Genomic DNA, 20,924 nt, shown 5'->3' with positions numbered 1-20,924 from the left:
GGCCTGTTCTCTCAGGCGTCGGGGGTGACGGCGGCGCGGTGCTGCTTCGCCAGCTCCGTGTACATCGCCGCGTTGACCTTGATCCCCTCGCGCTCCTCGTCGGTGAGCTGCCGCCGCACCTTGGCCGGCACACCCGCGACGAGGGAGCCGGGCGGGACGACCATGCCCTGCGGGACCAGGGCCTGGGCGGCCACCAGCGAACCGGCGCCGATCACGGCGCCGTTCAGCACGGTCGCGCCCATCCCGATGAGGCAGTCGTCCTCCACCGTGCAGCCGTGCACGACGGCGTTGTGGCCGATGGAGACGCGCTCGCCGATGGACACCGGGAAGCCGGGGTCCACGTGGAGGGTGCAGTTGTCCTGGACATTGCTGTCCGCGCCGAGCGTGATCGGGCCGCAGTCGGCGCGCAGCACCGCCGAGTACCAGACGCTCGCGCCGGCGGCCAGGGTCACGTCCCCGACCACCACGGAGGTGGGGGCCGTGAAGGCCGCCGGGTCGACGTCCGGCAGCTTGCCGCCGACGCCCGCGACGAGCGCCCGGGCCTGGCCCTGCGCCGGGGTCCCCTGATACGTCATGGTCACTTCCTCCGTTCCCGGCGTCCGCTCTTTCCGGATGCCGCGCTACCGGCACGGTAGGGCACACGTCACATTGCCCCGGCGATGGGGTGAAGATCACAGGATCGCGGCCCGGACGTCCGGCGCCGGGCGCACTACCGTGGCCGGGTGCCGAAGAACCAGAACACGTTCTCATCCCTGACGGCCCTGCGCCGCCGGGTCGCCGGCCGCGTGGTGCACGCCGGCTGGCGCTGGATGCAGCGGGCGGGGGCGGTCACCGCGCAGACCCCCGGCCGGCTGCGCTTCGGCGCGATCGGCGACGGCACCCGCCTCGCCTTCCCCCAGGGCACCGTCTTCGGCGAGCCCTGGATCCGGCTCGGCGAGCACTGCATCATCGCCGAGCAGGTCACCCTGACCGCCGGGATGATGCCGGGCCTCGACCTCGGCCCCGATCCGGTGCTGGTGCTGGGCAACGGCGTGGTCCTCGGCCGCGGCAGCCACGTCATCGCCGACACCCGGATCACCATCGGGAACGACACCTTCTGCGGACCGGGGGTCTACATCACCTCCACCAACCACAGCTACGACGACCCGCACGAGCCCGTCGGCAAGCAGTGGCCCCGCAGCGCCCCCGTGGAGATCGGCCCGGGCTGCTGGCTGGGCACGGGCGCGGTGATCCTGCCCGGGGCGCGGCTCGGCCGCAACGTGGTGGTGGCCGCGGGGGCCGTCGTACGGGGCGAGGTGCCCGACCACGCGGTGGTGGCGGGGGCACCGGCCCGGATCGTCCGGCGGTGGGAGCCGGAGACCGGCTGGCAGCCGCCCCTGCGTACTCCGGCGCCGGTGCCGATCGCCGAGGGGATCACGCCGGAGCAACTGCGCGGGCTGGCGGAACTGGCGGAACTGGCCGGGGCCGGACCGGCCGACGCCGAGCAGCGCACGCCGTAGGAGGACTGGGCCGGCGACCCGCCAGTGCTGTGACCGGAAAGGTTCACCGGGTCGCGGCCCCCGGCACGGCACCTCGCGGCGTTGTCGGACCGCGCAAGTACGTCCAGTACGAGTCGCGGCCCTCAGCCTTGCGATGCACCACACCGGACGCCGCGACCCGGCAAACCTTTCCGGCCACAGCACTAGAGGAGGGGGATCTCGATCGCCGGGCAGCGGTTCATGACCATGTCCGGCCCCGCCTCACGCGTCCGCGCGAAGGCCTCCTCGTCGATCACCCCGAGCTGGAACCAGACGGCCTTCGCGCCCACGGCCACCGCCTGGTCGGCGATCGGGCCCGCCAGCCGGCTGTTCACGAAGACGTCCACCACGTCCACCGGGAAGGGGATCGCCTCCAGCGAGGGGTAGCCCTGCTCGCCGTCCACCGTCTCGGCCTTCGGGTGTACGGGGATCACGCGCTTGCCGAAGCGCCGGAGCACACGGGCCACGCCGTGGGCCGCCCGTTCCTCGTTGTTGGACAGGCCCACCACGGCCCAGGTGTCGCCGAGTTCGGTGAGGATCTTGCGGATGGTCTCCGGGTCGCCGTACACGGGTGCCGCCTCCTGCTGCTCTGGTGCGCCGCTTGGCCGCTGCGGTCGCCGCTGTGGTCGCCGCTCTGGTCCGAATCAACCGAAAGGACACCTGTCCGATTCCCCGTAGGGTGGAGCGGTGAAGGCAGACCAGTACGTGACGGTGGCCCGCGAGGGCATGCACGAGAGCGAGATCAACCGCTCCCGCTTCCTGTGCTCGCTCGCGCCCGCCGCGACCGAGCGCGAGGCGCAGGATTTCGTCGCGCGCATCCGCAAGGAGCACCCGACCGCCACGCACAACTGCTTCGCGTACGTGATCGGCGCCGACGCCGCCGTCCAGAAGGCCAGCGACGACGGTGAGCCCGGCGGCACCGCCGGGGTCCCCATGCTGCAGATGCTCATGCGGCGCGACATCCGTTACGCGGCCGCCGTGGTCACCCGGTACTACGGCGGTGTGAAGCTTGGCGCCGGCGGCCTGATCCGCGCCTACGGCGGAGTCGTCGGCGAGGCCCTCGACACCCTCGGCACCGTCACCCGACGCCGCTACCGGCTGGCCACCGTCACCGTCGACCACCAGCGGGCCGGCAAGACCCAGAACGACCTGCGTTCCACCGGCCGGACCGTGGTGGACCTGCGGTACGGGGCCGAGGTGGAGATCGAGGTCGCCCTGCCGGAAGCCGACCTCCCCGCCTTCGAGGCCTGGCTCGCCGACAGCACGGCGGGCAGCGCCACCCTCACGCTGGGCGGCGAGACGTACGCGCCCTGAGGGCCCGGGCGACGGGTTAGCGTAGAGGCGGGCACGGAGCCGGAAGACGACCAGGGGGAGACGCTATGCGCGGCGGGGCCGGCGAGTGAAGTTCCTGCACACCTCGGACTGGCACCTCGGCCGGTCCTTCCACCGCGTGAACATGCTCGGCGCACAGGCCGCCTTCATCGACCACCTCGTCGAGGCCGTCCAGGAGCACGAGGTCGACGCCGTCCTCGTCGCCGGGGACGTCTACGACCGGGCCGTGCCCCCGCTGCCCGCCGTCGAGCTGTACGACCAGGCCCTGCACCGGCTGGCCGCGCTCGGCGTGCCGACCGTGATGATCTCCGGCAACCACGACTCCGCCCGCCGGCTCGGGGTGGGAGCCGGGCTGATCGGCCGGGCCGGGATCCACCTCAGGACCGACCCGGCGGGCTGCGCCGACCCCGTGGTGCTGGCCGACGCGGCGGGTGAGGTGGCCCTGTACGGGCTGCCGTACCTCGAACCGGCCCTGGTCAAGGACGAGTTCGCGGCGGGCAAGGTCAGCCACGAGGCAGTGCTGGGCGCCGCCATGGACCGGATCCGGGCCGACCTGGCGGGCCGGGCCCCCGGCACCCGCTCCATCGTGCTCGCCCATGCCTTCGTCACCGGCGGGCAGGCCAGCGACAGCGAACGCGACATCACCGTCGGCGGGGTCGAGGCCGTGCCCGCCTCCGTCTTCGACGGGGTCGACTACGCCGCCCTCGGCCACCTCCACGGCTGCCAGACGATCAACGAACGGGTCCGGTACTCCGGTTCCCCGCTCGCCTACTCCTTCTCCGAAGCCGACCACCGCAAGTCGATGTGGCTGATCGAACTGGCCGCGGACGGTGCCGTCGCCGGCGCCGAGCGGATCGACACCCCCGTGCCCCGCGCACTCGCCCGGGTACGGGGGCGGCTGGAGGAGCTGCTGGACGATCCCGCGCTCGCCGGGTACGAGGACCGCTGGGTCGAGGCGACGCTCACCGACCCGGTCCGGCCCGAGGACCCGATGGCCCGGCTCGCCGCCCGGTTCCCGCACACGCTCAGCCTCGCCTTCGACCCCGAGGGTCGCGAGGAGGACGGCGGAGCCTCGTACGCCCAGCGCCTCAAGGGGCGCAGCGACCAGGAGATCGCCGAGGACTTCGTCGCCCACGTACGCGGCGGCGGCTCGGTCGACGAGGACGAACGGGCCGTGCTGCGGGGCGCCTTCGACGGCGTACGCGTCCAGGAGGGGCGGGAGGAAGGTCTCCGGGCAAACCCGCGGGAAAGCCGTCAGGACAGCCTTCAGAGCAGCCTTCAGGAGAGCGCCCGATGAGGCTGCACCGGCTCAAGGTCACCGCCTTCGGGCCCTTCGCCGAGCCCCAGGAGATCGACTTCGACGCCCTCTCCGGCGCCGGGATCTTCCTGCTGCACGGCCCCACCGGCGCGGGCAAGACCTCCGTCCTCGACGCCGTCTGCTACGCCCTGTACGGGTCCGTGCCCGGTTCCCGGCAGAGCGCCGGAACCAGCCTGCGCAGCGACCACGCCTCGCCGGACACCCCGACCGAGGTCACCCTCGAACTCACCGCGGGCGGACGCCGCCTGGAGATCACCCGGCGCCCCGAACAGGAGCGCCCCAAGAAGCGCGGCTCGGGGACGACCAGGGACAAGGCGCAGAGCTGGCTGCGCGAGCACACCGGTGAGGGATGGGCCGCGCTGAGCCGGTCCCATCAGGAGATCGGCGAGGAGATCAGCCAGCTCCTCGGCATGAGCTGTGATCAGTTCTGCCAGGTGGTGCTGTTGCCGCAGGGGGAGTTCGCCCAGTTCCTGCGCGCGAACGCCGAAACCCGCGGCAAGCTCCTCGGGCGGCTCTTCGACACCCGCCGCTTCGCCGCCGTCGAGACCCTGCTCGCCGAGCGCCGCCGGGCCGCCGAGGCCAAGGTGCGGGCCGGAGACGAGAAGGTGCTCGCCGCCGCCCAGCGGCTCGCCCAGGCCGCCGGTGACAGCGCCGACCTGCGGTCCTGGCCGCTGCCCCGCCACCAGCCGGGCGACCCCGGACTCGCCGAGGCCGTCCGGGCCTGGGCAGCCGTCGCCCGCTGCTCCGCCCGGGAGCGGCTCACCGTCGCCGAGTACGCGCTGGCCGCCGTCGAGGGCCGGCACGCCGCCGCCCGGCGGGCCGCCGAGGACGCGCGGGAGCTCGACCGGCTGCAACGCCGCCACGCCGAAACCGCCCGGCGGGCAGCCCTGCTGGCCGAGGCCGCGCCCGAGCGAGCGCGCGTACGGGACCTCCTGGACCGGGCCCGCCGGGGCGCCCTCGTGGCCCCCGCCCTGGAACTGCGCGGGGCCGCGGCCGCCGCCCACCTGACCGCCGCGCACGCCGAGACGGTCGCCCGCGCCGAACTCCCGCCGCCCCTCGCCGAGGCGGGCACCGAACAGCTGGCCGCCGTCGAGCAGCGGCTGCGCGAGGAACTGGGCGCGGTCGGCGCCGCCCAGCGCGCGGAGCAGCGCAGCGCCGAGATCGGCCGCGAACGCGCCACCCTGGAACGGGAATCCCGCGACGCCGACGAGCAGCATCAGGAATCCGCCGACTGGCTCGCCCGCTGGGAGACCACCCGGGCCGCGCTCCAGGAGAGCGTGGACGCCGCCCAGCAGGCCGTCACCCTGGCCGAGCACATCGCGGGCCGGCTCGAACCGGCCCGGATGCAGCTCACCGCGGCCAGGCGGCGCGACGCGCTGGCCGCCGAGGCCGAGGCCGCCTCGGGCGAACTGCTCTCCGTACGTGAGGAGTCGTCCGCCTCCCGGGAGCGCTGGCTCGAGCTGAAGGAGGCCCGGCTGCTCGGTATCGCCGCCGAACTCGCCGAGGCGCTGACGGCGGGCGAGCCCTGCGCGGTGTGCGGGTCGGCGGAGCACCCCGCCCCGGCCCGCCCGGCCGCCGGGCACGTGGACCGGGCCGCCGAGGACGCCGCCCATGCCCGCTTCGAACAGGCCGAGGAGCGCAGGGCCGCCGTCGAGAGCCGGCTGGCCGCCGTCCGCGAGGCCGAGGGGGAGGCCGCGGCGGCCGCCGGAGAGGCCACCACCGCCGAACTCCTCGCCCTCACCGGCGACCTCAGCTCCCGCCACGCCGCCGCCCACGCGGCCGCCGCCGGACTGCACACCGCCCGCGAGCGCCTCGCCCGCGCCGAGCGCGAACACGCCGCGCGCAGCGCCGACCGGCTCGACGCCGAGCGCCGGGCCGCCGCCCGGGCATCCCGGCGCGAGGCCCTCGACCGTGAACAGGCCTCGCTGGAGGCCGAGCTGGTCCTCGTACGGGGCGACGCGCCCAGTGTCGCGGCCCGCGCCCGCGTCCTGGAGGACCGGATCCGGATGGTCACCGCGGCCGCCACCTCGCTGCGCCGGGCCGAAGTCACCGCCGCCCGGCTGAAGGAGGCCGACGACCAGCTCGCCGACGCCGCCTTCAGGGCCGGCTTCGACACCACCGAGGCCGCCGCCGACGCCGTACTGCCCGAGTACGAACGCACCGCCCTCCAGCGCCAGATGGACTCCTGGCAGGCGGAGGAGGCCATGCTGGCCGACCGGCACGCCGAGCACGACACCGCCGAGGCGGCGGCCCTGCCCCCGGCGGACCCGCGTACGGCCGAGGTCCACGAGGAACGCGCCGCGGCCCGGCTGCGTACCGCGGGCTCGGCCGTCGACGCGGCGCGGGTGCGCTGCGCCGAGCTCGACCGGCTCTCCCGGCAGGCGGAGCAGGAGCTGCGCGCCCTGGGCCCGCTGCGCGCGGCGTACGAGCGCGTGGCCCGGCTGGCGGGACTCACCGCGGGCACGTCCGCGGACAACGAGCGCAAGATGCGGCTGGAGGCGTACGTCCTGGCCGCGCGGCTGGAGCAGGTCGCCGCGGCCGCGACCGTGCGGCTGCTGCGCATGTCCGGGGGCCGCTACACCCTCGTCCACTCCGACGCCCGCGCGAGCGGACGGGGGCGTTCCGGCCTCGGGTTGCACGTGGTGGACGCCTGGACCGGCAGCGAGCGGGACACCGCCACGCTGTCCGGCGGCGAGACCTTCTTCGCCTCGCTCGCGCTGGCCCTGGGGCTGGCCGACGTGGTCACCGACGAGGCGGGCGGCATGCGCCTGGACACCCTCTTCATCGACGAGGGCTTCGGCAGCCTCGACGACCAGGCCCTGGACGAGGTGCTCGACGTACTGGACTCGCTGCGCGAGCGCGACCGCAGCGTCGGCATCGTGAGCCACGTCGGAGATCTGCGGACGCGGGTCCAGGCCCAGTTGGAGATCGTCAAGCAGCGCGGTGGCTCCGTGGTGCGCCACCGCACGGCGGCGCTCACGGACTGACGCTCACCGACTGAGGCTCACCGACTGAGGCTCACGAATGGCGGCTCACGGACTGAGCGGCCGGCGGGGGAGGGGCGAGGAGTAGACGATGCTCGTCGTCACCGAGCCGAGTCCCGAGATGCGGCCGGTGATCTCCTCCAGGTGCCCCATCGTGCGTGCGGTGACCTTGAGCACGAAACAGTCGTCGCCGGTGACGTGATGGGCCTCCAGGATCTCGGGCGTGGCGTCCAGGAATTCATGGAACGGCTTGTAGTTGCCGTGCGGATAGCGCAGCCGGACCAGCGCCAGGATCGACTTGCCGAGCTTCTCCGGGTCCACCACCGCCGTGTAGCCGGTGATGATGCCGACCTCCTCCAAGCGGCGGACCCGCTCGGTGACGGCGCTCGCGGACATCGACACGGAGCGGGCGAGTTCGGTGAAACTGGCGCGCCCGTCCCGCTGGAGGGCTTCGAGGATGCGCCAGTCGGTGGCGTCAGGGGAATAGTCGGTCATGGTGCAGGTCTAGCAGGGGTTTCCCCGGCCGGACAAGAAAAAGGCCGGGGAAACTCACTTCCGGGGAAGGCCGGGGAATCGTAGATTTTTAGCCATGACGACGACACCGAACACCGCGCCCCTCACCGACAACCCCGTGCTCCGGGTGCCGCCCGCCGCTCCGGCCGCGGCCGCCGCCTACTTCGCGGCCAGCCTCGCTTTCCACGCGGACGTGTCCGATGTCGCCACGGCCTTCAAGGCCCACCGCGAGCAGGGCGCCGACCTCGGCTTCCAGGTGATCGACTCCCGCTCCACGCCGTCCTGGGACCAGGCGCACATCCCCGGCGCGATCCACCTGCCCACCGCGCTCATCCCCGAGCAGGCCGAGAAGCTCCTCGACAAGAACGTCCCCGTGGTGACGTACTGCTGGGGCCCCGGCTGCAACGGCGCCACCCGCGCCGCCCTGGCCCTCGCCCAACTCGGCTTCCAGGTCAAGGAGATGCTCGGCGGCATGGAGTACTGGATCCGCGAGGGCTTCGAGGTCGAGACCTGGCAGGGCCTGCGGCAGCGCACCGAGGCCGACCCGCTGACGGCCCCCACCGACTCGGACGACTGCGGCTGCTGAAGCGCCGCGCGTACGGACGGGCCGCCCGCTCCTCACGGGGAGCGGGCGGCCCGTCGTCGTCCATTCGCACTGTCGTGCCGTCAGACCGTCGTACGCGTCAGAGCTTCGACAGCTCGTCCACCAGGTCGTCCAGCCCCAGCGACCCCTGCGAGAGCGCCGCCATGTGCCACGCCTTCAGGTCGAACGAGTCACCGTGCGCGGCGCGGGCGTTGTCCCGGCCCAGCAGCCAGGCGCGCTCGCCCAGCTTGTAGCCGATGGCCTGTCCGGGCATCGACAGGTAGCGGGTCAGCTCGCTCTCGATGAAATCGGCCGGACGGCCGCTGTGCAGGCCGAAGAACTCCTGCGCCAGGTCGACCGTCCAGCGCTCGCCCGGGTGGAACGGCGAGTCCGCCGGGATCCCCAGGCCCAGGTGCATGCCGATGTCCACGATCACGCGCGCGGCGCGCATCATCTGGCAGTCCAGGTAACCGAGGCGCTGCTCGGCGTCCTTGAGGTAGCCCAGCTCGTCCATCAGGCGTTCCGCGTACAGGGCCCAGCCCTCGGCGTTCGCGCTGACCAGGCCGACGCTCGCCTGGTACCGGGAGAGCTGGTCCGCCACGTGCGCCCACTGGGCGAGCTGGAGGTGGTGGCCCGGAACGCCCTCGTGGTACCAGGTGGAGACCAGGTCGTACACGGGGAAACGGGTCTGGCCCATCGTGGGCAGCCAGGTGCGGCCCGGGCGGGAGAAGTCCTCCGAGGGGTTGGTGTAGTACGGCGCCGCCGCCCCACCCGACGGGGCGATCATGGACTCCACCCGCTTGACCCGCTCGGCGAGTTCGAAGTGGGTGCCGTCGAGGTTCTCGATGGCCTCGTCCATCAGGCCCTGCAGCCACGCCTGGACCTCGTCGACGCCCTCGATGTGGGTGCCGTGCTCGTCCAGGTGACGCAGCGCGTCCCACGGGTCGGCGCCGGGCAGGATCTTCGCCGCCTCGGCCTTCATCTCGGCGAGGAGCCGGTGGTACTCCGCCCAGCCGTAGGCGTAGGCCTCGTCCAGGTCCAGGTCGGTCCCGTTGAAATAGCGAGACCAGCGGGCGTAGCGCTCGCGGCCCACCGGGTCCGGCGCACCCGCGACCGCCGGGGCGTACACGTCGCGCATCCAGTCGCGCAGCCCGACCACGGCCGCGGTGGCGGCGGAGGCGGCTTCGTCGAGCTCGCCGCGCAGCGACTCGGGGCCGGCGGCGGCGAACTCGCCGAAGAAGTCCCGGGCGCCGTCGCCGTCCTGGCCGGCCCAGGTGGTGAGCTGCTCGACGAAGGTGGTGGTCGGGCGCGGGCTGCCGTGGAGCCCCCGCTCGAGGCCGAGGGCGAGGCTCTCGCGGTAGCCGGCGAAGCAGGCCGGTACGGCGCGCAGTCGCTCGGCGATCGCCGCCCAGTCCTCGTCGGTGTCGGCCGGGGTGAGGGTGAAGACCTCGCGGACCGCGTGCGCCGGGGAGTGGATGTTGCTGACGGCGCGCAGGTCCTCGTCGGCCTCGTGGACGGCGAGTTCGGCGTTGAGTCGCTCGCGCAGCAGGCGGGCGCAGCGGCGCTCGGCGTCGCTGTCGGCGCCGGGCAGCCGCTCGGCGGCGTCCAGCCGGGCGAGGGTGGTGCGCGACAGCTCGGCGGCGGCCGCGCGGCCGGCGGGCGAATAGTCGGGAAGCCTGCCGGAGCTGGCGGCGACACCGAGGTAGGTGCCCGTGATCGGGTCGATGGCGATGAGATCGTCGACGTACGCGTCGGCGACCTGGCGGGGCAGACGGGCTGCGCTGTCGCTGGGGAGGGTCTCTGACATGCGGCTATCTTCGTATGTGAGACGGCCCCGCGTCATCACCAATTGTGCCCCGGGCTCCTGACGGGGGGACGGTGGGGGGCGACGCGGGTGCGCTGCCCCCCACCGGCGGCCGGGCCCGGCCGCTCAGCGCTGGTGCCGGGGAACCTGCTGCTCGCGCGGGAGTTCGTACGGCAGGCGCGAGGCGACTGGGGTCGCGTCCAGCCGGGCCGTGATCACCAGCGTGCCCTCCTCGATCTGATAGTCGAGCGGGCGGCCCAGGCCGCGCATCGCCGCGACCATGCCGGTGTTGGAGGCCTGGGTGACCGCGTACACGCTGTCGCATCCGGCTTCGACGGCCATCGCGAGCAGGCGCCGCAGCAGCTCCGAGCCGATGCCGCGGCGCTGCCAGTCGTCCTCGATGAGCAGTGCGACCTCGGTCTCGTCGCCGTCCCACAGCAGGTGGCCGAGGGCGACGAGCTTGCCGGAGGCGGTGGTGGCGGCGAGGGTGCGGCCGAAGCGGGGGCTCAGCAGGTGGCCGAGGTAGCGGTCGGCGTCCGCGACCGGGCCGTGGTAGCGCAGGCCGAGCGTGCGCTCGGAGCAGCGGTCGTGCATGGCGCGGGCGGCCGCCAGGTCGGAGCCGTCGGCGCGGCGCACGGTGATCTCGTTGCCCTCGGGCAGCGTCAGCACGTCCTGGCTGCGCGGGACGCGGGGCCCGAGGCGGGCGTCGAGCTCGACCAGGGCCCGGGCGCGGGCGAACTCGGTCGGGGTGAAGGGCAGGTACGGCCGCTCGACGGTGATCGCGCCGCCCGAGGGATCACGCAGCCGCATCACCGTGGACTCCAGTACACCCTCGACGGGGGCGTCGGCGCCGGCGTTGGGGCGGCCGGAGAGGGTGGTGGCCGGGATGGAGTGCATGGTGCAGCGGCCGAGGAGCTGGCGCAGGGCGAGAGGGAGTTCGGCGGCGTCCAGGGCGGTGCGGGTGGCCAGGCCGAGGACCCGCGTGGGGGTGTCGACGAGGTCGTGCGCGTCGGCGCGCTCGATCCAGGTGCTGTGGCCGCCGGCCTGCGCGACGGCCCGGATGAGGGCGGCCGAGGGCACCTCCTGAGGAGCGCGCAGCAGGAACTCGTCGACCGTGCCGCCCTCGGGGAGGGGGTGGGTCTGGAGGGTCAGGATGTCCACGCTGTTACGGGCGAGCGCGGTGCAGAGCGCGGCCAGGCTGCCGGGCTCGTCCCGTACGGTCGTCCGCATCCGCCAGAGCGCCGTGGTGGCGGTGGTGGCGCTCGGGCCCGCGGACGCCGTGTCGGCGGGCGCCGCCGGGCCCGCCGGAGGCGGCGGCGCATGGCTGTGGCGACGTGCCCACCAGGTGTGGAAGGCCGCCGTGACCAGGAGCGCGACGGCCGAGGCGACCAGCAGGATCGGGCCCCTGGGGCCGTGCACGACGAGATTGGCGATGCCGTCGGCGACCGCCACGGCGCAGAAGAGGGCGGCGAGTTCGACGACGTCACGGCGCCAGTGGTGGCGGTGCGGACGCTGGGCGTGGGCCGGGTTACGGTCAGTCATGCACACCACTGTGGCGCAGGGGTGTTGCGTGATCACGAACGCCCTGTGACCGACTGGTTAAGTGTCGATCTGGCCGGTTTCTACCAGTTTTCCCGCTGATTTCCGCTGTCATCGCAGTCGGCGCGTCAGGCGCGTCCGTCCTGTCCGTCCCGCCCGTCCCGCCCGTCACATCTGTCCCACACGGCCGGGCTGGAGGATCTGTGTGAAGAGTACGCCGCCTCCTTGGCGGCGCAGCCGGACGGTGAGTTCACCGCTGCCGCCGTCGATCTCGACCTCGCCGTAGTACGGGGGGTTCTCGGCCGGCGACATGTTGGCGACCGGCGCCGACTGGACGTACGCCCGCCGTGGGCCGAAGGTCGCGTCGAGCGGCCCGGCCGGGAACCCGCCCGCGCCGACGGGACCGGAGACGAACTCCCAGAAGGGCGCGAAGTCCGTGAAGGCCGCGCGCTCGGGAGCGTAGTGGTGGGCGGCGGTGTAGTGGACGTCGGCGGTGAGCCAGAGCGTGCCCGTGACGTGCTGGTGCTTGATGTGCCGCAGTAGTTCCGCGATCTGGAGCTCGCGGCCGAGCGGGGCCCCGGGGTCGCCCTGGGCGACGGCCTCGAAGTTCACGGCGCCGTCGGGGATGACGACGCCCAGCGGCATGTCTGCGGCGATGACCTTCCAAGTGGCGCGGGAGCGGGTGAGTTCCCGCTTCAGCCAGGCCAGTTGTTCGGGGCCGAGGATGCCGACCGGGTCCTCGGTCTGGCGGTCGGGGGAGTTGGCGTTGCGGTAGGTCCGCATGTCGAGGACGAACACGTCGAGCAGCGGGCCGTGCCGCAGCACCCGGTACATCCGCCCCTCGGCGCGGCCGCCCCGCAGGTCGGTGACCGGGAAGTACTCGCCGAAGGCCTGGCGGGCGCGGGCGGCGAGGGTGTCCGCTTCCCTGACGGTGTAGCGCGGATCGTCGATCAGCTGGCCCGGGTACCAGTTGTTGCGCACCTCGTGGTCGTCCCACTGGGCGAGGACGGGGACCTGACCGTAGAAGTCCCTGAGATGGCGATCGAGCAGGTTGTAGCGGAAGTTCCCGCGGAACTCGGCGAGTGTTTCGGCGACCTTCGCCTTCTCCTCGGTGGTGATGTTGCGCCAGACGCGGCCGTCGGGCAGCGGTACGGAGGCCTGGATGGGGCCGTCGGCGTAGATCGTGTCGCCGCTGAAGAGGAAGAAGTCGGGGTCACGCAGCCGCATCTCCTCGAAGACGCGGTAGCCGCCGAGCTCGGGATTGATGCCCCAGCCCTGGCCGGCGAGGTCTCCCGACCACAGGAAGCGGACGTCGTGGCGACGGGAGACAGGGGTCGTACGGAAGGTGCCGCGCACCGGCTCGCCCGTGCGGCGCGGGTCGTCGGGGTCGGCGAGCACGATCCGGTAGTGGATCTGCCGGCCCGGCGGCAGATCGCGCAGCGTGGCGGTGCCGGTGAAGTCGGTGGCGGGGCCGAGGAAGGGACCGCCGTGGCGGCGTACGCCGTAGCGGAACGATTCGCTCGGGGAGGTTTCGACGTGCATCCGCGCGGGACGGTCGGAGCGCGTCCAGACGGTGGCCGAGTGGGCGGTGATCTCGCCGGACTGGGTGCCCCACAGGGCGGCCGGGCGGCCGGAGCGGACGAAGGCCGGGGCGCCTGCGGAGGCTGCTAGGGCGGGCGCGGCGAGGGCGGTGGACAGGGCGAGGCCCAGCGGCACGGCGAGTGAACCGCCGAGCAGGGACCGTCGGGTGTGCGGCATCGGTGCCATCGGTGCGTCTCCAGGGGCCGGCGGGGACGGGCCGGAACAGTGTGCCGCCGCACACCGGCCCGGCCGCGTCGCCCACGCGAACCGTGGATGAACAGCCGTAAGTCGGTTGTCGTCAGGGGTGGTTCGCGGTCGCCGGGGTGGCGGTACGGACGGTGCCGCGCGCCGCGTCCCCCGCCCTGCCGCCTGCCGCGTCGCCCGAGGCGGCGCGCGCCGTGTCGAGGATCACGCGGGCCACCAGGGCCGGATCGTCGTTCATCGGCACGTGGCCGCAGCCCGGGAGCCGGACCAGCCGCGCCCCGGGGACGGCGAGCTTGGCACGCACGCCCTGACGGCGCAGCAGCAACCGGTCGCGGGTGCCCCAGGCGATCGTGACCGGCAGACCGGGCACGTCATGGGTGAACCGTACGGAGCCGCCCGCGGCCAGCGTCTCCTCGAAGCCGGTGGCGTCCCGCAGCGCGAGGGTCTCGGCGACCACGGCCTCGGGGGCGCGGCGGGCGGGGCGGGCGTAGATGGCCCCGGTGAGCGCGGCCCGGCCGGGGCCGCTGCGGGAGAGCCGTTCCAGGGCGGGACGGGGCAGTGCCCGGGCGCCGGCGCGCAACGCGCGGAGCGCGGTGAAGGCGTAGCGGCGCTCGGCCTCGGACCAGAACCCGGCGGGGGAGAGGGCGGTGACCGAGCGGGCGAGGTCGCTCCGCCCCATCTCCAGGGCGAGCAGACCGCCGAGCGAGTTGCCCGCGACGTGCGGGCGCTCGACGCCGAGCGCGGCGCACAGTGCTCCGAGCGCTGGGGTGACGGTGCCCAGGTCGTACGGAACGCCCGCGGGCAGCGGCCCGGAGGAGCCGAAGCCCGGCAGGTCGACGGCGATGACGTCGTGCTCGGCGGCCAGGATGTCGGTCACCGGGTGCCAGGCCTGGAAGTGGTGGCCGATGCCGTGCAGCAGGAGCAGCGGTTCGCCCGCGCCCTGGCGTTCGTAGGCGACGGTGGCGGTGCGGGGTCCGAGCGGCGAATCGATCGTGAACGAGACCGTGGCGGTCATGCTGCTCCTCGTCGGGTGGACGCGTGTGAGACAGGCCGTCAGTAACGACTGTCACCATGATTACCGCCCGGTAGCCCGCCGGACAGCCTCGGAGCGCGAACCGTCCCGGTGAAGAGGGGAGAAGAGCGAGAACATCCTGTGAACGGCTTGTGGCAAATGCCTGATCTGCCCGACAAAGCGGCGAGGATTGGTCTTGACCAAGGGGGTACGCCGTCCTATCGTCGCAGGGATAGTGCAAGAACCTTTAATAAACAAAGGCACGGAACTACGCTTCGGAACCGCGGCGTGGAACTGCCGCTGGGACAAGGCGATTGCGGCGATGGCAGAAGGAGTCAGGGTGGGGACCACGCAGCTCGAATCGGTGCCGGAGCCGAAGTACTGGCACCTCAAGACCGTGCTCAGCGAGGCGCTCGACCAGGACTTCGCCGTGGGCGAGGTCCTGCCGAACGAGCGCGAGCTCGCCGCACGCTTCGGAGTCGCCCGCGCCACCCTGCGCCAAGCCCTGGAACAGCTCGAACTCGAAGGCCGCCTGCAGCGCCGCCGCGGAGTCGGCACCACCGTCGCCCCGCCGCGCGTCGGTGTCGCCGTCGGCGGCAGTGCGCAGCACAGCTGGCCGGGCGAGAGCGCCGAGGGCTGGGAGGCCGTGGACGCCGCCGAAGGCATCCCCGCCGCCGCGGTCGCGAAGCTCCTCGGCACCGCCGCAGACCAGTCGGTGCACACCGTGCGCCGGACCCGTGTCACCCAGGGCCAGGCCGTCGCCGCCGAGCTGCTGTACGTACCCGCCGCGTCCGTGCCCGGGCTCTCCGCCATCGATGCCCCCGCCGGACCTGCCCGGGCGCGCGCCGTCCTGCGGGAGCTCCGGCGGCTCGCGCTCGACGGGCAGGACCGGTCGGTGGAGCTGGGCTCCGCCCGCGCCGACGACGCCAAGGAACTCGACCGGCTGCCCGGCGCTCCTGTGCTCCTGGTGACCACCCGCTACTTCACCACCGAGGGCACGGCCGCGGTCTCGGTGGCCACGTACCGCGCCGACACCTGCCGCCTCACCTTCGGCGACTCGGGCGTCGAAATCACCGAAACCCGCGCGGCGTCCTGACCTGACGGCGCGCCACATATGTACGGGGATGCCCCGGGCCACACAGGTCCGGGGCATCGCTGTACCCACGGCTGCCGATCCGGGCGGGCGCGGGCGGCGCTTCCTGACGCCACACCCCACGGGGCTGCCTGTCGCAGCGCACCGACCGGCGGGGACGACCCAAGCGCGCTCCATTCTGCGGCAGTTGCGGGAACTCAGGCCCGGTGGTCGTGACCGGGTCGGCGAAGCGCCGGCCTGGGCCGATGCCGCCCGGCGGATGCAGGCCCCTCCAGCTTTCCGGCGCGGGGCGGGGTCGGGGCGGGGCACGGGGTGGACCTCGCTCGCCCACCCGCGTGCCCAGCGACCAAGCGTGGCCGCCCTGCGCAGGCACCGCTGCGTCCGCGATTTATCGACCGGAGTGGCCCACCCGCAGCGAACAGGCCCGGCTCAACTGACGGAGTCACCGGCGGACAGGCCCGGCTCGACCGACGGGGTCACCGGTGGACAGGCCCGGCTCGACCGACGGAGTCACCGACGGGCGGCCCACCATCCCCCTCCACCGACGGAGTCACCGACGGGCGGTGACCGTCTTTTCCACCGCGAACAGTTCTTCCTCCACGTGGTCCAGCGCGAGCCGCAACGCCCCGGTGGCCACCGCGGCCTCGCCGAGCAGCGAGAGTGCCACCCTCGGCGGGCGCAGGCAGTACCGCTCCAGCTCGTGGCGCAGTGGGTCGAGGACCCCGTCCAGGCGGGCCGCCCAGCCGCCGACGACCACCAGTTCCGGATCCATCGCCAGCACCAGCGCGGCCACGTCGTGCACCAGCCGCTGGAGGAACCGTTCCACGGCGGCCACCGCACGCTCGTCGCCCCGCTTGGCCATCGCGAACACCTCTGCGACCGCCGGCTCGTCCAACGGGTGCAGCGGTTCGCCCGTCGTCGACAGCAGCCGCTCCGGCGTGACCTCGCGCCCCAGGAGGTGCAGCGCGCCGATCTCGCCTGCCGCACCGCCGAAGCCCCGGTGCAGTCGGCCACCGATCAGTGAACCCGCCCCCGGGCTGAGCCCCGCCATCACGAACACCATGTCATCGGTGTCCCGGGCGGCTCCCTTCCAGTGCTCGGCGACCGCCGCCGCGTTGGCGTCGTTCTCCACCTGGACCGGGCAGCGGAACGAACGCCGCAGCCGCTCCCCGAGCGGCAGCCCCGTCCAGCCGGGCAGCGCCGTCCCGAGGCGGACCGTACCGTCCGCCTCCACGATTCCCGGGCTGCCGACGCCGACCGCCCTCAGGGAGTCGCGGGGTACGCCGGCCCGTCGCAGCAGATCGGCGACCGCCGCCCTGACGCGCTCCAGCCGTTCGTCGGCCGACGCGTTCTCGGCGACGTCCTTGGTTCCGGCTCCGATCACCCGGCCGTCCAGCCCGGACAGCAACACCGCGATCCGGTGCGAGCCGATCTCGATGCCCAGCAGATGTCCCGCCTCGGCCCGGAACCGGAATCTCCTGGCCGGCCGCCCCTGACGCCGCGCCCCTTCCTCCGCATCGGCCTCGACCACGAGCCCGGTGCCGATGAGGCCCTCCACGACGCCCTCGACCGTCGGCCGGGAGAGCCCGGTCAGGCGGGTGAGGTCGGTGAGGGTCGGCGATTCGGCCGCGCGCAGTGCCCGAAGCACCACGGCCGAATTGATGCGCCGGAGCAGAGAGGGATCCCCGCCGGTCAGCTGCCCCAACGTGTGTCCTCCCAGCTAGCGGCCTTGTCACGCGGATCGTACTGCGCACGGGGCACGGCGGCGAGAGCAGCCCCCCTTGCCAGGAATCAGCCCTTCCTCTCAGGCCGGGGCTACGAATCCGGACTCGTACGCGGTGATCACCGCCTGCGTCCGGTCACGCGCCCCCAGCTTTCCCAGAATCGCGCTGACGTGTGACTTGACCGTCTCCGTGCCGACGATCAGCTGTCCGGCGATCTCCACGTTGGTCAGCCCGCGTGCCATCAGACGCAGCACAGCCTCCTCGCGCTCCGTCAGCGCCGCCCGCTCCAGTACCGTGCGCGCCTGCCGGTTCCCGTACTCCGCTGCGAGGGCCCGTACGGCCGCGGGGAACAGGAGCGTCTCACCCTCCGCCACGAGCCGCACCGCGTGCACGATCTCGGAAGGCTTGGCCCGCTTCAACAGGAAGCCGTCCGCCCCCGCGCGCAGCGCCTGATAGACGTACTCGTCGTTCTCGAAGGTGGTGACGACAAGGATCTTCGGCGGGTTGTCCACCGACCGCAGGACCGCCCGGGTCGCCTCGATCCCGTCGAGCAACGGCATCCGCACATCCATCGCCACCACGTCCGGCCGCAACCGGCGCACGAGCGGGATGACGGAGGCCCCGTCGGCGGCCTCCCCCACCACCTCGATGTCGGGCTGGGCGTCCAGGACGGCGCGCAGACCCGCGCGCACCAGGGGCTCGTCGTCGACGAGCAGTACGGTTACCGGCATCCGGTCAGCGTATTCGCTCCAGCGGAAGCCGGGCGCGCACCCGCCAACTGCCCTCGTACGGTCCCGTCTCGGCCTCGCCGCCGAGCAGCGCGGCCCGCTCCCGCATCCCGCGCAGCCCGCTTCCCGTGCCCGTCATGAGCGTGGGCTGTTCCGGCATGGGGTTCGTCACCTCCAGATCCAGTCGGCCCACGGCCATCTCGATCCGCACCCGTACGGGGACCGGACCGCAATGCCGCAGCACATTGGTGAGAGCCTCCTGAAGGATCCGGTACCCCTCCCGGGTGACGGGGCCGGGCAACTTCTCCAGCGGCCCCGTCAGCTGCGCGTCCACCGCCGCACCCGACGCCCGGGCCGACTCCAGCAGTCTGTCGGCCTCCACCAGTGTCGGTCGCTGCGACGGCGGTTGAGCCGATTCACGCAGGACCAGCAGCACCCGCTCCAGATCCTCCAGCGCGGCCCGGCCCGTCTCCTCGATCGCGTTCAGCGCGCGGTCGGTGAACGCCGGGTCGCCGGCCGCCCGCGCGGCTCCCGCCTGGACGACTGCCACGGTCAGCGCGTGCCCGATGGAGTCGTGCAGCTCCCGTGCGATGCGGGTCCGCTCCAAGAGCTGCTCCGTGCGCGCCTCCAGCGCGGTCAGGCGCTCGGCCGCCGACGGCCCGAGCAACTGCCGGGCCATCGCGGTGATCAGCTCGCCGAGCAGGACCACGACGACGAGGAGCACGACCAGCGGTACCGGCGCGAGCAGGGCGGCGACCCAGCGTGACGGGGAGAAGGGCAGGGCCGGGTCGGCGGTGAGGGGATGCCCCAGCGCGGTCGCGATGAGCTCCACCGACATCACCGGGAGCCACACCGTCGCGAACATGGCGCCACCGGCCACGACCAGCCGTATCTCCAGCCACAGCAGCGTCCGCCACCGGTCACTCCAGCGCTGCGAGGCGGCGGCAGTGATGCCGCTGTCCTCGGCGCCCCGGTCCTGCGGGGTCAGCAGGAACTGGGCCTGGAGCCCCTCGGCCAGCCGCACCCACGGTACGAAGCCGAAGGGTATGACGATCAGCAGGGGCACCCACGGGCTCGTGGGCATGATGAACATCCACAGGGCAAGCAGCAGCAGCGGGACGCACAAGTGCAGCCAGCGCGAGTACGTCACCGGCCTGAACGGGGCACGGAGCAGTTGGTACATGCCCTCATCCTGGCAGGGGCCGCCTCGGCGGCGTCTCCCCCATGTGGGGGAGACGCCACCCTCGCATGGGGGAGGAAGGGGGAGGGGCGCGACGGCGAACCTTGAGCCATGAACCGCATCGAGATCCGCGAACTGACCAAGGACCACGGCGCCCAACGGGTCCTGGACCACCTCACCTTCGACGTCCTGCCCGGGAAGGTCACCGGATTCCTGGGACCCAACGGGGCCGGCAAGTCCACCACCCTGCGCCTGCTGCTGGGCCTGGACCGGCCGACCGCGGGCACCGCCACCATCGGCGGACGCAGGTTCACCGACCTGCGGAACCCGCTGTACGAGGTGGGGGCGCTGCTCGACCCCCAGGCGGCCCACGGCGGACGCCGGGCCCGCGACCACCTCCTCGCACTCGCCGCGGCCAACGGCATCCCGGCCTCCCGGGTGGACGCGGTCCTGGAACAGGCCGGTATAGCGGCCGTGGCCCGCCGCAGGGTCGGTGCCTTCTCGCTCGGCATGCGCCAGCGTCTCGGCATAGCCGCCGCGCTGCTCGGTGATCCCGGTGTCCTGTTGCTGGACGAGCCGACCAACGGCCTCGACGCGGAGGGCATCATCTGGATCCGTGAACTGATGCGCGGCCTTGCCGCCGAAGGGCGCACGGTGTTCGTCTCCAGCCACCTGATGGCCGAGTCCGCCTCGTTCGTCGACCACCTCGTCGTACTGGGGCAGGGCAGGCTGCTCGCCGACACGTCGATGGAGGAGTTCATCGGCGCCCGCAGTGCGCCGAAGGTGCGGCTGCGGACTTCGGACCCGGTCCGGCTGCGGGCAGCACTGGCCCACGAGGGCTACGAGATGGCCGCCGCCGGGGAAGGGCGCTGGACCGTCGACGGCATACAGGCCGAGCGGATCGGCGCCCTCGCGGCCCGTGAGGGCATCGCGGTGCTGGAGCTCTCCGACGAGCGGGCCTCACTGGAGCAGGCCTATCTCGACCTCACCGCCGACCGCACCCCCTTCTCCGCCACCGCCTGACAACCCGATGGGAGCCATTGCCATGACCGCCGCCGCCCTTCCCACCGTCCCCGTGCTGTACTCGGAGTGGATCAAGATACGGTCAGCCCGTTCGGTCCTCGGATCGCTGATAGCCGTCTTCGTCGCCACCGCCGGCGTCACGGCGCTCACCGCCGCGGCGATCGGTACGGCGGAGCCGGGTGCCCTGGGGGACGACCGTCTGCTCGGCGCCTTCTACGGTGTCAACTTCGGCCAGATAGCGGCCATCGCCTTCGGCGCCACCGCCTTCGCCGGAGAATTCCGCAACGGAGCCCTGCGGGTCTCGCTCACCGCTGTACCCAACCGGACCCGTCTGTACCTGTCCAAGGCCGCCGTGGTGGCGGGTCTCGCCTTTGTGGTCGGGCAGATCACCGGCCTCGTCACCTTCGTCGCCGGGCAGGCCTTCATGGGGCAGTACGCCCTCGCCCTGGGCGACCCCGGGGTGCCGCGGGCCGTCTTCGGCAGCGGCGTCTACCTGACGCTGATCGCCCTGCTCTCGGCCGGCCTGACCGCGCTGGTGCGCAGTGGCACGCTGGTGATGAGCCTGCTCATACCGTTCGTCCTCATCGTGCCCTTCGTGGTCGGCCAGGTGGCCGGTGGGGCCGGGCAGTTCATGCCTGACCGGGCGGGCCAGATGGTGATGCGCCTGGAGGCACAGGGATCCCTCGGCCCCTGGACCGGGCTCGCGGTGGCCGCGCTGTGGGCGCTCGTGGCCCTGGCCGCCGGCTGGTTCGCGGTGAGGCGCCGGGACGCGTGACGCAGGGCCAGTTG

The 20,924-nt window shown here is 73.3% G+C and carries 17 protein-coding genes and 1 pseudogene; 8 read left to right on the top strand and 10 right to left on the bottom strand.

Annotated features, from left to right (window positions below; genetic code table 11):
- Positions 1 to 11: 11 nt before the first annotated feature.
- Positions 12 to 575, bottom strand: coding sequence for a gamma carbonic anhydrase family protein (locus ACWDYJ_RS04065; protein WP_451563885.1), 564 nt, complete (start codon positions 573 to 575; stop codon positions 12 to 14).
- A gap of 147 nt (positions 576 to 722) precedes the next feature.
- Here ACWDYJ_RS04065 and ACWDYJ_RS04060 point away from each other — a divergent pair, with 147 nt between their 5' ends.
- On the top strand, positions 723 to 1,499 hold the full coding sequence (locus tag ACWDYJ_RS04060) for an acyltransferase (protein ID WP_451563884.1): 777 nt from the start codon (positions 723 to 725) through the stop codon (positions 1,497 to 1,499).
- 182 nt (positions 1,500 to 1,681) lie between these two features.
- Here ACWDYJ_RS04060 and ACWDYJ_RS04055 read toward each other — a convergent pair whose 3' ends face one another.
- A complete protein-coding gene (locus ACWDYJ_RS04055; protein WP_451563883.1) occupies positions 1,682 to 2,086 on the bottom strand; it encodes a CoA-binding protein in 405 nt (134 codons plus the stop codon).
- A 118-nt stretch (positions 2,087 to 2,204) separates the two neighbouring features.
- Between ACWDYJ_RS04055 and ACWDYJ_RS04050 the strand changes: the two genes are divergently transcribed.
- From ACWDYJ_RS04050 to ACWDYJ_RS04040, 3 genes and pseudogenes are all read left to right on the top strand, one after another.
- Positions 2,205 to 2,831: a YigZ family protein gene (locus ACWDYJ_RS04050; RefSeq protein WP_451563882.1), complete on the top strand. Its 627-nt coding sequence runs from the start codon at positions 2,205 to 2,207 to the stop codon at positions 2,829 to 2,831.
- Between the two features lie 85 nt (positions 2,832 to 2,916).
- Positions 2,917 to 4,083: pseudogene (locus tag ACWDYJ_RS04045) on the top strand (exonuclease SbcCD subunit D); the annotation flags it as partial.
- Between the two features lie 59 nt (positions 4,084 to 4,142).
- Positions 4,143 to 7,154: an AAA family ATPase gene (locus tag ACWDYJ_RS04040; protein WP_451563881.1), complete on the top strand. Its 3,012-nt coding sequence runs from the start codon at positions 4,143 to 4,145 to the stop codon at positions 7,152 to 7,154.
- A gap of 45 nt (positions 7,155 to 7,199) precedes the next feature.
- Here the strand turns inward: ACWDYJ_RS04040 and ACWDYJ_RS04035 are convergent, their stop codons facing one another.
- On the bottom strand, positions 7,200 to 7,646 hold the full coding sequence (locus ACWDYJ_RS04035) for an Lrp/AsnC family transcriptional regulator (RefSeq protein ID WP_451563880.1): 447 nt from the start codon (positions 7,644 to 7,646) through the stop codon (positions 7,200 to 7,202).
- Between the two features lie 94 nt (positions 7,647 to 7,740).
- Between ACWDYJ_RS04035 and ACWDYJ_RS04030 the strand changes: the two genes are divergently transcribed.
- Positions 7,741 to 8,250 (top strand): rhodanese-like domain-containing protein, encoded by a 510-nt coding sequence (locus ACWDYJ_RS04030; protein ID WP_451563879.1) that lies wholly within the window; start codon positions 7,741 to 7,743, stop codon positions 8,248 to 8,250.
- 97 nt (positions 8,251 to 8,347) lie between these two features.
- Here ACWDYJ_RS04030 and ACWDYJ_RS04025 read toward each other — a convergent pair whose 3' ends face one another.
- The 4 genes from ACWDYJ_RS04025 to ACWDYJ_RS04010 all read right to left on the bottom strand — a co-directional run bounded on the left by ACWDYJ_RS04025 (position 8,348) and on the right by ACWDYJ_RS04010 (position 14,390).
- Entirely contained in the window at positions 8,348 to 10,054 is a 1,707-nt protein-coding gene (locus tag ACWDYJ_RS04025) for a DUF885 domain-containing protein (protein ID WP_451563878.1), read from the bottom strand.
- Positions 10,055 to 10,177: 123 nt separating this feature from the next.
- Positions 10,178 to 11,593: a GNAT family N-acetyltransferase gene (locus ACWDYJ_RS04020; protein WP_451563877.1), complete on the bottom strand. Its 1,416-nt coding sequence runs from the start codon at positions 11,591 to 11,593 to the stop codon at positions 10,178 to 10,180.
- 165 nt (positions 11,594 to 11,758) lie between these two features.
- A complete protein-coding gene (locus tag ACWDYJ_RS04015; RefSeq protein ID WP_451563900.1) occupies positions 11,759 to 13,348 on the bottom strand; it encodes an alkaline phosphatase D family protein in 1,590 nt (529 codons plus the stop codon).
- 121 nt (positions 13,349 to 13,469) lie between these two features.
- Entirely contained in the window at positions 13,470 to 14,390 is a 921-nt protein-coding gene (locus ACWDYJ_RS04010; protein WP_451563876.1) for an alpha/beta fold hydrolase, read from the bottom strand.
- 337 nt (positions 14,391 to 14,727) lie between these two features.
- Between ACWDYJ_RS04010 and ACWDYJ_RS04005 the strand changes: the two genes are divergently transcribed.
- The gene (locus tag ACWDYJ_RS04005; protein WP_451563875.1) at positions 14,728 to 15,483 is read left to right on the top strand and encodes a GntR family transcriptional regulator; all 756 of its coding nucleotides are present in this window, start codon (positions 14,728 to 14,730) and stop codon (positions 15,481 to 15,483) included.
- Between the two features lie 547 nt (positions 15,484 to 16,030).
- Here the strand turns inward: ACWDYJ_RS04005 and ACWDYJ_RS04000 are convergent.
- The 3 genes from ACWDYJ_RS04000 to ACWDYJ_RS03990 all read right to left on the bottom strand — a co-directional run bounded on the left by ACWDYJ_RS04000 (position 16,031) and on the right by ACWDYJ_RS03990 (position 19,115).
- Positions 16,031 to 17,185 carry an ROK family transcriptional regulator gene (locus ACWDYJ_RS04000; protein ID WP_451563874.1) on the bottom strand — a complete coding sequence of 385 codons (1,155 nt, stop codon included), beginning with the start codon at positions 17,183 to 17,185 and terminating at the stop codon, positions 16,031 to 16,033.
- Between the two features lie 99 nt (positions 17,186 to 17,284).
- On the bottom strand, positions 17,285 to 17,935 hold the full coding sequence (locus ACWDYJ_RS03995) for a response regulator transcription factor (RefSeq protein ID WP_451563873.1): 651 nt from the start codon (positions 17,933 to 17,935) through the stop codon (positions 17,285 to 17,287).
- Between the two features lie 4 nt (positions 17,936 to 17,939).
- Positions 17,940 to 19,115: a sensor histidine kinase gene (locus ACWDYJ_RS03990; RefSeq protein ID WP_451563872.1), complete on the bottom strand. Its 1,176-nt coding sequence runs from the start codon at positions 19,113 to 19,115 to the stop codon at positions 17,940 to 17,942.
- Positions 19,116 to 19,223: 108 nt separating this feature from the next.
- On the opposite strand from ACWDYJ_RS03990, the gene ACWDYJ_RS03985 reads away from it, so the two are divergent.
- Together ACWDYJ_RS03985 and ACWDYJ_RS03980 are read left to right on the top strand one after the other, a co-directional pair.
- The gene (locus ACWDYJ_RS03985; protein ID WP_451563871.1) at positions 19,224 to 20,135 is read left to right on the top strand and encodes an ATP-binding cassette domain-containing protein; all 912 of its coding nucleotides are present in this window, start codon (positions 19,224 to 19,226) and stop codon (positions 20,133 to 20,135) included.
- Positions 20,136 to 20,157: 22 nt separating this feature from the next.
- A complete protein-coding gene (locus ACWDYJ_RS03980; RefSeq protein ID WP_451563870.1) occupies positions 20,158 to 20,910 on the top strand; it encodes an ABC transporter permease in 753 nt (250 codons plus the stop codon).
- Positions 20,911 to 20,924: the final 14 nt, after the last annotated feature.

Source organism: Streptomyces sp. NPDC003042 (assembly GCF_053591315.1).
Note: the sequence above shows the minus strand (reverse complement) of the source record. Positions and strands in the feature narration are given on the sequence as shown.